This window comes from Mesorhizobium sp. M1329 (genome assembly GCF_040318035.1).
Classification (GTDB): domain Bacteria; phylum Pseudomonadota; class Alphaproteobacteria; order Rhizobiales; family Rhizobiaceae; genus Mesorhizobium.
Window position 1 is genome coordinate 205278 of the sequence record NZ_JAMYLN010000006.1, and the last position, 14313, is coordinate 219590.

At 59.1% G+C, this 14313-nt stretch carries 9 protein-coding genes and 2 pseudogenes; 6 read left to right on the forward strand and 5 right to left on the reverse strand.

The window, feature by feature from the left end; all coding sequences use genetic code 11:
- The first annotated feature begins 55 nt into the window (after window positions 1–55).
- The 4 genes from NKH21_RS08615 to NKH21_RS08630 all read left to right on the forward strand — a co-directional run bounded on the left by NKH21_RS08615 (window position 56) and on the right by NKH21_RS08630 (window position 6602).
- Window positions 56–2506: a GcvT family protein gene (locus NKH21_RS08615; protein ID WP_352864213.1), complete on the forward strand. Its 2451-nt coding sequence runs from the start codon at window positions 56–58 to the stop codon at window positions 2504–2506.
- Entirely contained in the window at window positions 2503–4950 is a 2448-nt protein-coding gene (locus tag NKH21_RS08620; RefSeq protein WP_352864216.1) for a GcvT family protein, read from the forward strand. Before NKH21_RS08615 ends, NKH21_RS08620 begins: the two co-directional genes overlap by 4 nt.
- Before the next feature lie 74 nt (window positions 4951–5024).
- Window positions 5025–5945, forward strand: coding sequence for a 3-dehydrocarnitine:acetyl-CoA trimethylamine transferase BcoG (bcoG, locus tag NKH21_RS08625; protein WP_352864218.1), 921 nt, complete (start codon window positions 5025–5027; stop codon window positions 5943–5945).
- 30 nt (window positions 5946–5975) lie between these two features.
- Window positions 5976–6602: an HD domain-containing protein gene (locus tag NKH21_RS08630; RefSeq protein WP_352864221.1), complete on the forward strand. Its 627-nt coding sequence runs from the start codon at window positions 5976–5978 to the stop codon at window positions 6600–6602.
- Window positions 6603–6709: 107 nt separating this feature from the next.
- Here NKH21_RS08630 and NKH21_RS08635 read toward each other — a convergent pair whose 3' ends face one another.
- A complete protein-coding gene (locus NKH21_RS08635; protein WP_352864223.1) occupies window positions 6710–7684 on the reverse strand; it encodes a PDR/VanB family oxidoreductase in 975 nt (324 codons plus the stop codon).
- Window positions 7685–8116: 432 nt separating this feature from the next.
- Between NKH21_RS08635 and NKH21_RS08640 the strand changes: the two genes are divergently transcribed.
- Window positions 8117–8710 (forward strand): cupin domain-containing protein, encoded by a 594-nt coding sequence (locus NKH21_RS08640; RefSeq protein WP_352864225.1) that lies wholly within the window; start codon window positions 8117–8119, stop codon window positions 8708–8710.
- 91 nt (window positions 8711–8801) lie between these two features.
- A complete protein-coding gene (locus tag NKH21_RS08645) occupies window positions 8802–9980 on the forward strand; it encodes a cytochrome P450 (RefSeq protein WP_352864227.1) in 1179 nt (392 codons plus the stop codon).
- 83 nt (window positions 9981–10063) lie between these two features.
- On the opposite strand, the gene NKH21_RS08650 is transcribed toward NKH21_RS08645, so the two are convergent.
- The 4 genes and pseudogenes from NKH21_RS08650 to NKH21_RS08665 form a co-directional block, all read right to left on the reverse strand.
- Window positions 10064–10819 carry an ABC transporter substrate-binding protein gene (locus tag NKH21_RS08650; protein WP_502911872.1) on the reverse strand — a complete coding sequence of 252 codons (756 nt, stop codon included), beginning with the start codon at window positions 10817–10819 and terminating at the stop codon, window positions 10064–10066.
- A 1-nt stretch (window position 10820) separates the two neighbouring features.
- Window positions 10821–11291 (reverse strand): annotated as a pseudogene (locus NKH21_RS08655) (fumarylacetoacetate hydrolase family protein); the annotation flags it as partial.
- Window positions 11292–11356: 65 nt separating this feature from the next.
- A pseudogene (hmgA, locus tag NKH21_RS08660) lies at window positions 11357–12679 on the reverse strand (homogentisate 1,2-dioxygenase).
- A gap of 160 nt (window positions 12680–12839) precedes the next feature.
- The gene (locus NKH21_RS08665; RefSeq protein WP_352864231.1) at window positions 12840–14279 is read right to left on the reverse strand and encodes an APC family permease; all 1440 of its coding nucleotides are present in this window, start codon (window positions 14277–14279) and stop codon (window positions 12840–12842) included.
- Window positions 14280–14313 lie beyond the last annotated feature (34 nt).

Below are 14313 nucleotides of genomic sequence, written 5' to 3' on the forward strand. Positions count from 1 at the left end.
CGGTCAGCCTGTTACCGCGGCGTCCAGCCCTGCAACTCCAAACCCTCGGTGTCCAGTGTCCTCTTTTCCAAAACATGCACGAGTAGTGATTATTGGAGGTGGCGTTATCGGCACCTCTGCTCTCTACCATCTGGCGAGAGCCGGCTGGGCGGATTGCGTCTTGCTTGAGAAAAACGAACTGACAGCTGGCTCGACCTGGCATGCGGCGGGCAATGTCCCGACCTTTTCCTCATCGTGGTCGATTATGAACATGCAGCGCTACTCGGCGCAGCTTTATCGCGACCTGGGAGAAACCGTCGATTATCCGATGAATTACCACGTCACCGGATCGATCCGTCTCGGCCACACCAAGGAGCGGCTGCAGGAATTCAAGCGGGTCGTCGGCATGGGGCGCTACCAGGGAATGGACCTGGACATCGTGACGCCAATCGATCTGAAGGCACACTACCCCTTCTTGGAGACACAGGATCTGACCGGCGCGCTCTATGACCCCTACGATGGCGACATCGACCCCGCGCAACTTACGCAGGCTCTCGCCAAAGGAGCGCGCGATCTCGGGGCGACGATCATCCGGTTCTGCCCAGTCAGCGGTGCACGTCGCGCGAACGGCGAATGGGTAATCTCGACCCCGCAAGGTGACATCCGCTGCGAGTACGTTGTCAACGCGGCCGGCTATTACGCTGGAAAGGTCGGAAAGATGTTCGGGCGCGACGTGCCCATGATGGTGATGAGCCATCAGTACATCCTCTTTGAAGAGATTCCCGAACTGGCCGCCTGGACGCGCGAAACCGGGCACAAGTTGCCGCTGCTGCGCGACGTCGATAGTTCCTACTACCTGCGGCAGGAAAAGAACGGCATGAACCTTGGCCCATACGAGCGCAATTGCCGCGCTCACTGGGCGACGCCAGACGACCCAATGCCGGAAGATTTCTCCTTCCAGCTCTTTGCGGACGACCTCGAGCGACTGGATTGGTATTTGAACGATGCGATGGAACGGGTGCCGATCCTGGGAACTGCCGGCATGTCGCGCATCATCAACGGGCCGATCCCCTATACGCCCGATGGAAATCCGTTGATAGGTCCAATGCCAGGCGTGCCGAACGCATTCGAGGCTTGCGTCTTCACCTTTGGCATCTGTCAGGGAGGCGGGGCCGGAAAGGTGCTGGCCGAGTGGGTGATCGAAGGACAGACCGAATGGGACATGTGGTCTTGTGATCCTCGCCGCTTCACCGCGTTCGCCGCCACGTCGGACTATTGCGTTGCCAAGGGCATGGAAGTCTACGGACACGAATACGCCATGCATTTTCCCAAACATTCGTGGGCGGCTGGGCGCAATCGCAAACTGTCGCCGATCCATGATCGCATCGCCGCGCTTGGCGCTCAGTTTAAGCCTTTCAACGGTTGGGAGCGCGCGAACTGGTTTGCACAGCCTGGTGATGACACCTCGGAAGCTGCCACCCAGACCTGGAGCCGCGCCGGGCCGTGGCAGAAGCGCATCGAGAGCGAATGCCGCGCCGTCACCGAGGCAGCGGGCATACTGGACCTGCCAGGCTTCTCCCGTTATCGGGTAAAGGGTTCTGGTGCGACCGCATGGCTCACAGAGCTGACTGTCGGAAAAATGCCGAAACCCGGTCGTATCGGCCTGGCCTATTTTGCCGATGAAAGGGGACGGATCGTTACCGAGAACTCGGTGATGGTCATCGATGAGGACTATTTCTACCTCATCACCGCGGGCACCGCTCAGTGGCACGATTTGGAATGGTTGAAACGCAATCTGCCAGCGCAGAGGCAGTTCGAAATCGAAGACGTCACAGACCGCTTCACCTGTCAGATACTCTCTGGCCCGAAGTCTCGCGACATCCTTGCTCTTGTTAGCAACGCAGACCTCCACAAAAGCTGGTTGACGCATCAGACTGCCGAAATCGCCGGGCGTACCTGCACGTTGGTCCGGGTGTCCTTCGCCGGCGAACTTGGCTGGGAAATCCATACCGATATCACAGACACGGAAGCCGTCTTCGACGCGCTGTGGGAGGCCGGCAAGCAGTTTGGTCTGAAGCCATTCGGGATGGAGGCCCTGGACTCACTTCGCATCGAAAAGGGATACCGCACCTGGAAAGGGGACCTGTCGACCGACTACACCATCCTCCAAGCGGGCCTCGAGCGCTTCGTGGACTGGGCCAAGCCGCAGTTCAAAGGCAAACGCGCGCTTGAAAGCGAGAAACAGCAAGGTGTGACCAAGCGGTTCGTGGTCCTGACGGTCGATGCTGGAGATGCCGACGCCCCCTATATGTCGACGATCTGGCACGGCGGAGAGGTGGTCGGCGAAACAACTTCCGGCAATTGGGGCTACCGCATCGGCAAGTCCGTAGCCCTCGGCATGCTGCGTTCCGAACTGGCTGCACCAGGTACCGAAGTCGAGATCGAAATCTACGGCGAACGCCGCAAGGCACTGGTGCACCCCGATCAACCCCTCTTCGACCCCAAAAACGAAAGATTGCGCGCATGACCAAGCCGGTCCCATCCAAGGCCTGGGCCGTCATCATCGGCGGCGGCGTCTCCGGTTGTTCGGTCGCCTATCATCTGGCCAAACTCGGCTGGAGCGATATCGTGCTGCTCGAGCGCAAGCAGCTGACGTCAGGCACGACATGGCACGCCGCCGGCCTGATTGGCCAGTTGCGTGGCTCGCAGAATATGACGCGGCTGGCGAAATATTCGGCCGATCTTTACGTCAAGCTGGAAGCCGAGACCGAGGTTGGCACCGGCATGCGCCAAGTCGGCTCGATCACCGTGGCGCTCACCGAGGAGCGCAAGCACGAGATCTATCGGCAGGCGTCTCTCGCCCGCGCCTTCGATGTCGACGTGCGCGAGATTTCACCCAATGAAGTCAAAGAGATGTACCCACATCTCAACGTTTCCGATGTGGTCGGCGCGGTGCATTTGCCGCTCGACGGCCAATGCGACCCGGCCAACATCGCCATGGCCTTGGCCAAGGGCGCGCGCCAGCGCGGCGCGACCATCGTCGAGAACGTGAAGGTGACCAAGGTCCATACCAGGGCCGGCCGCGTCACCGGCGTGTCCTGGGCGCAAGGGGATGAGCAAGGCACGATCGAGGCCGATGTCGTCGTCAATTGCGCCGGCATGTGGGCGCGCGAGCTCGGCCGCCAGAACGGCGTCACCATCCCGCTGCACGCCTGCGAACATTTCTATCTCGTCACCGAGCCGATCGCCGGGCTCTCCCGCCTGCCGGTGCTACGCGTGCCGGACGAGTGCGCCTACTACAAGGAAGATGCCGGCAAGATGATGCTCGGCGCTTTTGAACCGGTAGCCAAACCGTGGGGCATGAACGGCATAAGCGAGGATTTCTGCTTCGACCAGTTGCCCGCGGACATGGAGCATTTCGAGCCGATCCTGGAAATGGGCGTCAACCGAATGCCGATGCTGGCGACCGCGGGCATTCACACTTTCTTCAACGGCCCTGAAAGCTTCACCCCCGACGATCGCTACTATCTTGGCGAGGCGCCGGAGCTACGCGGCTACTGGATGGCGACCGGCTATAATTCGATCGGCATCGTCTCCTCTGGCGGCGCCGGCATGGCGCTGGCGCAGTGGATCAACGATGGCGAAGCGCCGTTCGACCTGTGGGAAGTCGACATCCGCCGCGCCCAGCCGTTCCAGAAGAACCGCCGCTACCTTAAGGAACGCGTTTCGGAAACGCTCGGCCTGCTCTATGCCGATCACTTTCCCTACCGGCAGATGGCGACATCGCGCAATGTCAGGCGCTCGCCTTTGCACGAGCATCTGAAGGCGCGCGGCGCCGTGTTCGGCGAGGTCGCCGGCTGGGAGCGCGCCAACTGGTTCGCCCGCGAAGGACAGGAGCGCGAATACCGCTATTCCTGGAAGCGGCAGAACTGGTTCGACAACCAGCGCGAGGAACATCTGGCGGTCCGCACCAAGGTCGGCCTGTTCGACATGACCTCGTTCGGCAAGATCCGCGTCGAGGGGCGTGACGCATGCGCCTTCCTGCAAAAGCTCTGCGCCAACGATATGGACGTAGCGCCGGGCAAGATCGTCTACACCCAGATGCTCAACCAGCGCGGCGGCATCGAGAGCGATCTGACCGTTTCGCGACTGTCTGGGACGGCCTACTTCCTGGTCGTGCCCGGCGCGACGCTGCAACGCGATCTCGCCTGGCTCAGAAAACATCTCGCCGATGAATTCGTTGTCATCACCGATGTCACCGCTGCCGAAAGCGTACTCTGCCTGATGGGTCCGGATGCGCGAAAGCTGATCCAGAAAGTCAGCCCCAACGATTTCTCCAACGAGAACAATCCGTTCGGCACCTTCCAGGAGATCGAGATCGGCATGGGCCTCGCCCGCGCCCACCGCGTCACCTATGTCGGCGAACTCGGCTGGGAGCTGTATGTCTCGACCGACCAGGCGGCGCACGTCTTCGAGGCAATCGATGAAGCAGGTGCGGATGCCGGCCTGAAACTCTGCGGCTTGCATACGCTGGATTCCTGTCGCATCGAAAAGGCCTTCAGGCATTTCGGCCACGACATCACCGACGAAGACAATGTGCTTGAGGCCGGCCTCGGCTTTGCCGTGAAGACGGCCAAGGGAGACTTCCTCGGCCGCGATGCGGTGCTGAAGAAGAAAGAAACCGGCCTGTCGCGCCGGCTGGTGCAGTTCCGCCTGAACGACACCGAGCCGCTGCTCTTCCACAACGAGGCGATCCTGCGCGACGGCAAGATCGTCGGTCCGATCACCTCGGGCAATTACGGCCATCATCTCGGCGGCGCTATCGGGCTTGGTTACGTGCCTTGCAAGGGCGAGAGCGAGGCGGACGTCCTGTCGTCGTCCTACGAGATCGAGATCGCCGGCGAGCGCTTTGCGGCGGAGGCGTCGCTTAAGCCGATGTACGATCCGAAGTCGGAACGGGTGCGGATGTAGCCGGTGGGCAGGCTTACCGCTGCGAAGAATTTCGAAAGCACCAATTGGTGCTTCTGCATGAGGGAGGAAAGTCCATGCCGCTCGCAATGAACCGTGAGGTTTTCATTACTTGTGCCGTGACCGGATCCGGCGGCTCGCAGGACCGCAGCCCGCATGTGCCGCGCTCGCCCAAGCAGATCGCCGATTCCGCCATCGACGCGGCAAAGGCCGGAGCGGCGATCGTCCACTGCCATGTGCGCGATCCCGAGACCGGCAAGCCCAGGCGCGACGTGCATCTCTACCGTGAAGTGACCGAGCGCATCCGCGCGGCAGACGTTGACGTGGTACTGAACCTGACCGCCGGCATGGGCGGCGACATGGTGTTCGGCCCGCCGGAAAACCCGCTGCCGCTGAACGAAAAAGCCACCGACATGGGCGGTGCCAGCAACCGCATTGAGCACGTCCGCCAGTGCCTGCCGGAAATCTGCACGCTCGACTGCGGCACGATGAATTTCGCCGAGGCCGACTATGTCATGACCAATACGCCCGGCATGCTGCGTGCCATGGGCGGCATGATGACGGCGCTCGGCGTCAAGCCAGAGATCGAAGCCTTCGACACCGGGCATCTGTGGTTCGCCAAACAGTTGGTCGAGGAACAGGTACTCAAGCCAGATGCGCTGGTGCAGCTCTGCATGGGAGTGCCGTGGGGGGCGCCGGACGACCTCAACACCTTCATGGCGATGGTCAACAATGTGCCGTCGACCTGGAGCTGGTCGGCCTTTGCCATCGGCCGCAACCAGATGGCCTACGTCGCTGCCGCGGTGCTCGCCGGCGGAAATGTCCGTGTTGGCCTGGAAGACAATCTGTGGCTGGACAAGGGTGTGCTCGCCACCAACGCGCAGCTGGTCGAACGGGCCGCCAGCATCGTAACCAATCTGGGCGCCAGGATCCTTGGACCCGAGGAAGTGCGCAAGAAGCTCAATCTGACCAAGCGCGCGCCTTTCGCCAAAGGCTAAGTGAAGGATTGCGTGGGAACGGAGGAAGAAATGGATACCGTCAAATTTACAGCAATGAAGGATGGAACCAAGGAGGAGTACGAGTTTCTGGCAGCTCATGAGGCCGAATTCGCGTCTGGGACCGCCGAGCGGCTGCTCGACGCGCTGGTGCAGCTCGACGAGGGCCTGTCCGGTTACAAGATCACCCGGCTCGGCCATTCGCTGCAGGCGGCGACCCGCGCTTGGCGCGACGGCGCCGACATCGACTGGATTGTTGCCGCCGTTTTGCACGACATCGGCGACATCTACGCGCCTTACAATCACGACGAATATGCGGCTTCGATCCTAAAGCCGTTCGTGCGCGAGCAATGCACCTGGGTGGTGGAAAAGCATGGCGATTTCCAGCGCCTCTATTACGCGCATTTGGTCGGTGGCAATCAGCACGCGCGCGATAGATACGCCGATCACCTTTACTACGACGATTGCGATGAGTTTTGCGAGCGCTGGGATCAGGCCAGCTTCGATCCGACTTACGATACCTTCGACATTGAATTCTTCCGTCCGATGGTGATGGAGGTTTTCGCCCGCAAGGCTTACGATCCCAAGGTGACGCGGATCGGCGAGCGCGTTCCACTGCTCGACCCTGTAGTCGCCGCACAAAGGGCGGCAAAAGCTTGAAACATGAGGCTGCAGTCTCAGGCAGCCTTCGCCCCGCAAGCCGGGCCTGACTTTATCGATCCCCGCCATGCGAAGGGGGACGTGCGTTTTTGCTTGGCCGGTTTCGGTCAGAGGTCGAGAACCAACTTGGCTGTCTTAGCGCGCGAGCAGCATACGGTCATAACCGTATTGCTTTCGCGCTCTTCCGGCGTCAGCAGGTTGTCATCGCGGTGGTCCGGTACACCCTCCAGCACAGTTGTCAGGCAGGTGCCGCAATAGCCCTCCTCGCACACGCTTTCGACGTGAATGCCTTCGGCTCGCAAGACTTGAAGGATGGTCTTGTCCGGCGGCACTGTAAGCGTCTTGTCGGAGCGGCGAAGCTCTATCTGGAAGCTGCCCGCTGACCTTTCGTCTTTGGGGTGAGCACCGGATGCAGTGAACGCCTCCCAATGGATTCGCGACTCCCGGAAATTGGCTTCCTTAGCCTTGTTGATAACGGCATCAATCAAGCCGCGTGGACCACACACGTAGACATGGCTATCCGAGGGCGCCGATCGAAGCAGATCCAACACGTTGAGCCCTCGCGAAGGATCGCCCTCATCGTGGACGAACTCGACGGAAAGGGGTTCCAAGGCATGCACATCCCGTAAGAAGGCGGTGTCGGCACGAGTCCGCGTGCAATAGAATAGCCGCCATTCGCGTCCTTGCTTCTCCAGCGCACGCGCCATGCTGAGAATGGGCGTGATGCCGATACCGCCGGCAATCAGAATGTGCGGGACCTGTTCGTCGTCCAGTGCAAAATTATTGACGGGGGCCGAAATCTCGATGATGGCTCCCTCGCACAGGACATCGTGCATCTCTGCCGAGCCACCACGGCCGGCCAGTTCCCGGAGAATACCCAAGCGGTAGGACGAACCATCATCTGGGTCGCTCACCAGCGAATACTGCCGGACTGTGCCCGAAGGCATCTTCACGAGCGTATGAGCTCCAGGCGTCCACGACCACAGAGGCTGGCCGTCGACGGGAGCCAGTTCAAATGCCTTGATCCTTTCCGTCTCGGACGTGATCCGAGAAACGCGCACCTTTCGCCAAGTCTCGCTCATATTATGTTCCGTTCTTAACCAGGCGATTGATAACATTGGAGATCAGTCGCTGCGTTCCGAATGCGACACATGAACGAGCGAAGGCGACGTCGGTGTGAGCACGAAAGTCCGCCGATCCAGGCCAGCGATCCAGACCAGCGTACCGGATCGGTCGAGAATTTCGCCACATCGGTCCCAATCGGCTCCCTGCCTAGACCACTCTCGAAACATGTTCCGGATTGCGGGCCGAGAACGTGTTTGTCAGCCAGTCTGGAAAAGAGTCAAGCACCTCCTACCCTTTCGTAACAGGACTTGGGTAGCGTCGTATTTGGCGCGTCACGCGTCGCCTGCTGCACAATGAAAGTTATCCGGTTTGGGAGGATTGCAGGGTCACGGGCACGGAGGCTCTAGCAGCCGGATAAGTGTCCTCATTGTGAAACTGAGGAGACTGACATGTCTGTCGAAATCAAGCGTCCGGCCGCGTTACGCCGCAACAGCACCACGCCAACTGAATTCGTGCCCGTCGCTGCGGATGCGGGTTCGCTGCAGAATCACGACGAATATATGAACGGCGCGTTTCCGCTTGAGGTGCGCCCTGCCTATCGGCCGATGAAGGAAATCAAGAAGCTGCTGATCGAGATGAAGAATGACGGTCGCTGGGACGGCAACTCCCGCTACCTCTCGCTGAAGGGCAACGATAGCGACTACAATTCAACGATACCCACCATGTGGGTGACGGTGCACTTGTTGCGCCCTGGCGAATGTATCGAGATGCATCGCCATACGCCCGGCTCCGTTTATCACGTCATTTCGGGCACCGGCTACTCGACGATCAACGAGTATCGCATCGATTGGGAAGCAGGCGACACATTCTCGTGCCCTTCGAATTCCTATCATGAGCATTGGAACACCGGAACTGAGGACTCCTATATGTGGACCGTTCAGGATCTGCCGACATACTCTTACAACCGGATGGCGACGTTCCAGTTCGGCGATTCCGAGAAGATGGATTTCCTTCACAAATCTCGCCGTATCGTCAAGAAGTAGCGAATTTCCAGCGCATCCTCCCAGCGCTTGCGGCCGCTTCAAAGAAGCGGCCGCACTTTCTTAGGGCTAACCGCATCTTGAGGAGCCCATCTTGAATACGTTTGACCCCCTGTCGCCGGAATTCGCGCGAGCGCCCTTTGAGCACCTTGCTGCAATGCGGGGCATCGGCAAGCCATATGTGCATACCAACACGCTGAAACGACTGGTGTCGATTTTCAGCTATGCCGATTGTGATGCGGTCCTTCAGGATCACGAAAACTGGTCGAGCGATCGCGGAGAATCCGTCCGCAAAGCCGGGCTTGGCGATGCAATGATCCTTCTGTTCGATGATCCGCCAGACCACACACGTCGACGCAACGCGGTGAAGCGACAGTTCATGCCGACTGCCCTAGCCGGCATGAAGACGGCTATTGAAAGCAGGGTAGGCCAGCTACTGGCGGACGCTAATGGCAAAGCAATCGACTTTGTCACCGCGATCGCCGCCCCGCTGACCATTTCGACGATCGGTCTCATGCTCTCCATTGAGGATGACGACATCGAACGCGTGCGCGGGTGGACCGAAAAATTGGCACGCATCGATGGCTTGGCTAACTTTCTCCACCAACCCGATGATTGGATGGAGCAGGCGGCCAGCTCGACCCTCAACGAGATGGCTGATTTCTTCTCCGCAAAGATAAGATCGCACGACGGCCAACGGAATGACCTGCTTTCTGTTTTGTTGGCTTCGGAACTCAGCCGCGACGAAGCTGTCTCGATGGCGAAGTTCATGTTGCATGCTGGCAACGAGACGACCACGAACCTGCTGTCGCAACTGGTCTTGTTGCTGATAGAGCATCAAGATCAGTATGCTCGTTTGAAGGCTGGTCCCGAACTGATATCGGGCGCCATAGACGAAGCCTTGAGGTTGCGTGGATCGTTTCGCGAAACAGAACGCGTATCCAAGCTCGACTGTGAGTTCTCCGGCGTGAAGATCCTAAAGGGCGACACGGTCGTCACGTGGCTTGCAAGCGGTAATCGCGATCCCTCTGTCTTCGTCGAGCCGGATCGCTTTGACATCGCACGGCAGCCAAATCGCCACCTGTCATTTGCTCGTGGCATCCACACATGCCTCGGCAACATGCTGGCCAAGAGCGAAGCAGCAGCGTTTCTTGGCGCACTCATCCAGCATGATGCGACTCTGGAACTGGTGGGGGACAATGCGGTGACATGGTCAGACAATCCGCTCATGAACGGACTGACCAAGCTCGTCGTTCGCATTACGCAGAAATAGCCGAAAGCTTCCCGGAGAAAGGAAAGGAAGTAGGGGCCACCGCTGGTGGGGGGGCCCCTACTTAGGTTTCAGATCAAACGTTCCTAGGCTTCGACCCACCAGCGCTCGACGAACCGATAGTTGTCGACGCCAATAAGGCTGCCAAGTTTGCCGTGGTTGACTTTGGTGGAGCTGGCAAGGACGAGATCGGCAAACATGGGAACCACCGCCCCGCCGTCGTCACGAATGATCTGCTGCATTTCCGAGAACATCTCGTGGCGTTTGGCAGTGTCGAGCTCGGTTTTTGAAGCGCTCAGTAACTGGTTGAACTTTTCGTTTTTCCAATGCGTGTCGTTCCAGGCGGCACTGCCAGCATAGGCAAGTTCAAGCTGAGCGCCAGCTGTCGCGAGACCGCCCCAGAACACGCTTGTGAAAGGCTTCAGCATCCACACATTCGACCAATAGCTATCGTTAGGTTCCCGCACAACGTTGATTGTAATGCCGGCCTTCTTCGCGCTTTCCGAATACAGGGTGGCAGCGTCGACCGCGCCGGGGAAAGCCGCGTCAGCGGCGCTAAGCGAAACGTCCAGTTGATTGAGCCCGGCCTGTTTCATATACCATTTTGATTTGTCAGGATCGTAGTTGCGCTGCTCCAGCGAGGCTGCCTTCTCGGGGTAGGCCTTGCCAATTGGATGGTCGTTGCCGAGCGAGCCATATCCAGAAAGAACGTTGTCGATAAGCTGCTGACGATCCACGCCGAATTTCAGCGCCATCCGGACGTTATTGTCCTTGAACGGAGCAGCATCGGTGAACATGGCGAAGGTGTAGTGAAGATTTCCCTCTACCTGGTCGATGCGGATCTTCATCGGCGGAAACGGCCGTTGGGACGTCATCCACAATCACGGCCACCTCACCTTCCATGTCGATCCCGTAGGCTTCGTCGGCCATGACGATGGGATCGCGAGGGCCAAGAAAGCTGTCAGAGCCACCCTGATACATCAGCGGATCACCCCAGAAGCTCTTGGGCATCTCGGCGTTGCGGGCCTTTCGCACCAGTTCGACGTGATTAACGTAAGCCGAGCCGTCAGCCCACTGGTAAGCACGCGGAAGTGGCGAGCAGACGTCACCTTCATAAAACCGTGTAGAGGGTTGCAAGCCTGCCTCGAGGCCCTCGGCGGCCTCTCGAAGTCGGGGAGCAGCATGTCGCCAGTCATCGATGGCTGCCTGAAGAGTGCGAGCGATATGACCGACTTCGCAACAGCGGCTTAGATCCCTTGAGACGACGACAAGCCTTCCGTCCCTGGTTGTGTCTCTGATCGCTGCAAGTTTCATTCCGCCAAACCGTCCTTCTTCACTTCGTGGCATCAAACTTCATGAATTGACGCGTAGTTGAGGCATCATTTGATGCCTGGGGTTCCGTCAAATTTCCGGTCGAGGTGATCCCAGCATTCCAGGTAGCCCTCCTGCAGAGTCTCAAGCTCGGCAGCGTAGCGCGTCAGTTGCTGCGGATAGCGGGTCTCGAACATTAAGGCCAAGGTGTGGTCTAGCTTCACCGGCTTCAGTTCCACGCTGGATGCCTTCTCGAAGCCCATGGTATCGGGGCCATGCGGCAGCATCATATTGTGCAGACTCATGCCGCCCGGTACGAAGCCTTCTTCCTTGGCGTCGTATTGCCCCTCGATGAGACCCATGAATTCGCTCATGATATTGCGATGATACCAGGTGGGCGGAACGTGTGCTCGGCCACCAACCAGCGAGGCGGGAAGATGACGAAATCGACATTCGCCGTTCCCGATTCCTCAGTTGGCGCCGTGAGAACCGTGAAGATCGATGGATCAGGATGGTCGAACAGGATCGCGCCGACCGGCGAGTAGGTGCGCAGGTCGTATTTGAACGGGGCGTAATTGCCCTGCCAGGCAACCACGTCGAGCGGCGATGTCCGATCTCGCTGACGTAGAACTTGCCGCACCATTTTACATGTACGCGGCATGGCGTTTCCTTGTCCTCATAGGTAGCGACCGGTGTCTTGAAGTCGCGCGGGTTTGCGAGGCAATTTGCGCCGATAGGGCCGCGATCCGGCAGGGTGAACTTGGCACCGTAGTTTTCGCAGATATAGCCGCGCCAACGGATCCCTCGCCGAGCCGTGAGACCTTGAACATCATGCCTCGCGGGATCAGGCAGACCTCGGAAGGCTCAACATCGATGACGCCCATTTTAGTAAAAACGCGCATAGCGCCGAGCTGTGGCACAACCAACAGTTCGCCGTCGGCATTGAAGAAATAGTCGTTGACCATGTCGTCGTTGCGCCGCCATGCCGACCTGGGTCATGACGTCGCCGGCCGCCGTCATGGTGCGGATACCGGCAAGGAAGTTGAGTTTTTCCGTTGGGGCCGGGATCGGGTCCCAGCGCAACTGGCCGAGCGGCAGGGAATGATCACCGAGGCACGGCGCCGATTTCCAGAACGGGTAGCTGGCATTAGAAAACCGGCGCGTGTGCCGCACGCTGGGGCGGATGCGGTAGAGCCAGGATCGCTCATTCGTGCCACGGGGTGCGGTAAAGGGCGAGCCTGACAACTGCTCGGCATATAGTCCGAAGTTGCACTTCTGCGGACTGTTCTGGCCCTGCGGCAGCGCGCCCGGAAGAGACTCCGTCTCGAAGTCGTTGCCGAAGCCGGGCTGTATTTTACAGTGTTTGCGCGGTGTATCGGTGCCTGGGCCATTTTCGAAATCTCCGTTCCGCGAAAAATCTAATCTGGTAGCGTTGCCAACCGTCACGTTTGGAACCAATCAGGGCTCGGTCTCACCTTGGCTGGCAGGCGGCGCGATCGAGGTCGAAAGGGGCCAGCCGATTAGGCGAGCCCTCATCTTGTTTTGAAGTTGTTACACTCTGTCGGCGTTTAACCGAGCGACGGCTTCCGGTCGCATCATGGCCCTTACCGCCCCGATGACGGCAGCCACCAGGATCATGGACGGCAGCGCGACAGCCAACGGGCCCGGAGTGCCAGTGAGGATGTCGAAACCGCTAATGCCGAAGTAAGCCACGGCAGCAAAGCCTACAGCAGCGATGGCAGGCATAATCTTCGTCTTGATCGGCTGGTTCGGTTCCAGTTCCGGGTTCCTGTTGAAGAATGCGATGACTGCGATGCAGACCGCCAGCATCAGAAGGATGATGCAGATGACGGCTACGTTCGCGATCCATGCGAACAGGGTAAGTAGCGGATCGAGGCCGGCGACGGCGAAGACCGAGATCACCGCGAGTGCTATGACCGTCTGCACGATCGTGGCGCGATGAGGACTCTGATAGTTGTCGTGAGTGCGACCGAGCCAGGCCGGCACAAGACCTTCTTTGCCGAGGAAGTAGAAATACCGGGCGACATGATTGTGGAAGGCCAGTAGGCAGGCGAATACACTGGTCACGAACAACACGCGCATCAACACAGCCAGCCAGTTGCCGACATATTGGTTCGCAATGTTGAACACGAACTGGATCGGGTCGCCGATATTCTGCAGCTGGGTTACAATCGTGGACGTGCCCGCAGCCTCGACGATCCAGATGGTCGAGATGGAATAGAAAACGCCGATCAGGAGGACTGCCGCGTATGTGGCGAGCGGAATGGTCCGCTTCGGATTTTTCGCCTCATCACTGTAGAGGGTTGTGGCTTCAATACCGATGTAGCAGCCGAAGGCAAACACGAATGTGACACCCAGTGCGGACGTGCTTGGCATACCCGACAGCGAGAGCGGGGCGAGATTGAAGCCACCTGGAACGCCTTTGTAGACGATCATCAGGTCAAGGATCAAAACCACCGCGAATTCGGCGATGACAAGAATACCGAGTACCTTCGCGGAAAGGTCGATGCGCCGATAGGCAAGGACTCCGATCAAGGCCGACGCGCAAAGACTGAATGCCCACCACGGCACTGAGACACCGGTGAACGTCTTCACCAGATCGGTGCAGACAGGGCCGAACATTCCCGACATGCCGATCTGCATGCAATTGTAGCCGAGAAGCGCCACAATTGCGGCCGCTCCGCCGGCGGTCTTTCCTAGTCCTCTTGTAATCAGGGTGTAGAACGAAGCCGCATTGTGCACGTGGCGGGCCATCGTCACGTAGCCCACCGAGAATATTAATACCAGTATCATCATCAGCATGAAGGCCGGCACGATCGCCGTGCCGTTGCCGAAGAGAATGGCGACGGGCAACACGCCCGCCATATTGGTGAGCGGGGCTACGGCGGACACCACCATCAAGGTGATAGCCGCCGCACCTAGTGTTCCTGCCCGCAGCCCGCGATCAGCCGAGGTTGTTTCTTTAGACATCCAAATTCCCCTTCTAGAGTGTCTCGGCGCCATT

What these genes read in the sequence shown, in the direction of transcription:
- NKH21_RS08620 (WP_352864216.1), top strand. Translation starts at nt 2,503, where the DNA reads ATGACCAAGCCGGTCCCATCCAAGGCCTGGGCCGTCATCATCGGCGGC.
- bcoG (WP_352864218.1), top strand. Translation starts at nt 5,025, where the DNA reads ATGCCGCTCGCAATGAACCGTGAGGTTTTCATTACTTGTGCCGTGACC.
- NKH21_RS08630 (WP_352864221.1), top strand. Translation starts at nt 5,976, where the DNA reads ATGGATACCGTCAAATTTACAGCAATGAAGGATGGAACCAAGGAGGAG.
- NKH21_RS08635 (WP_352864223.1), bottom strand. Translation starts at nt 7,684, where the DNA reads ATGAGCGAGACTTGGCGAAAGGTGCGCGTTTCTCGGATCACGTCCGAG.
- NKH21_RS08640 (WP_352864225.1), top strand. Translation starts at nt 8,117, where the DNA reads ATGTCTGTCGAAATCAAGCGTCCGGCCGCGTTACGCCGCAACAGCACC.
- NKH21_RS08665 (WP_352864231.1), bottom strand. Translation starts at nt 14,279, where the DNA reads ATGTCTAAAGAAACAACCTCGGCTGATCGCGGGCTGCGGGCAGGAACA.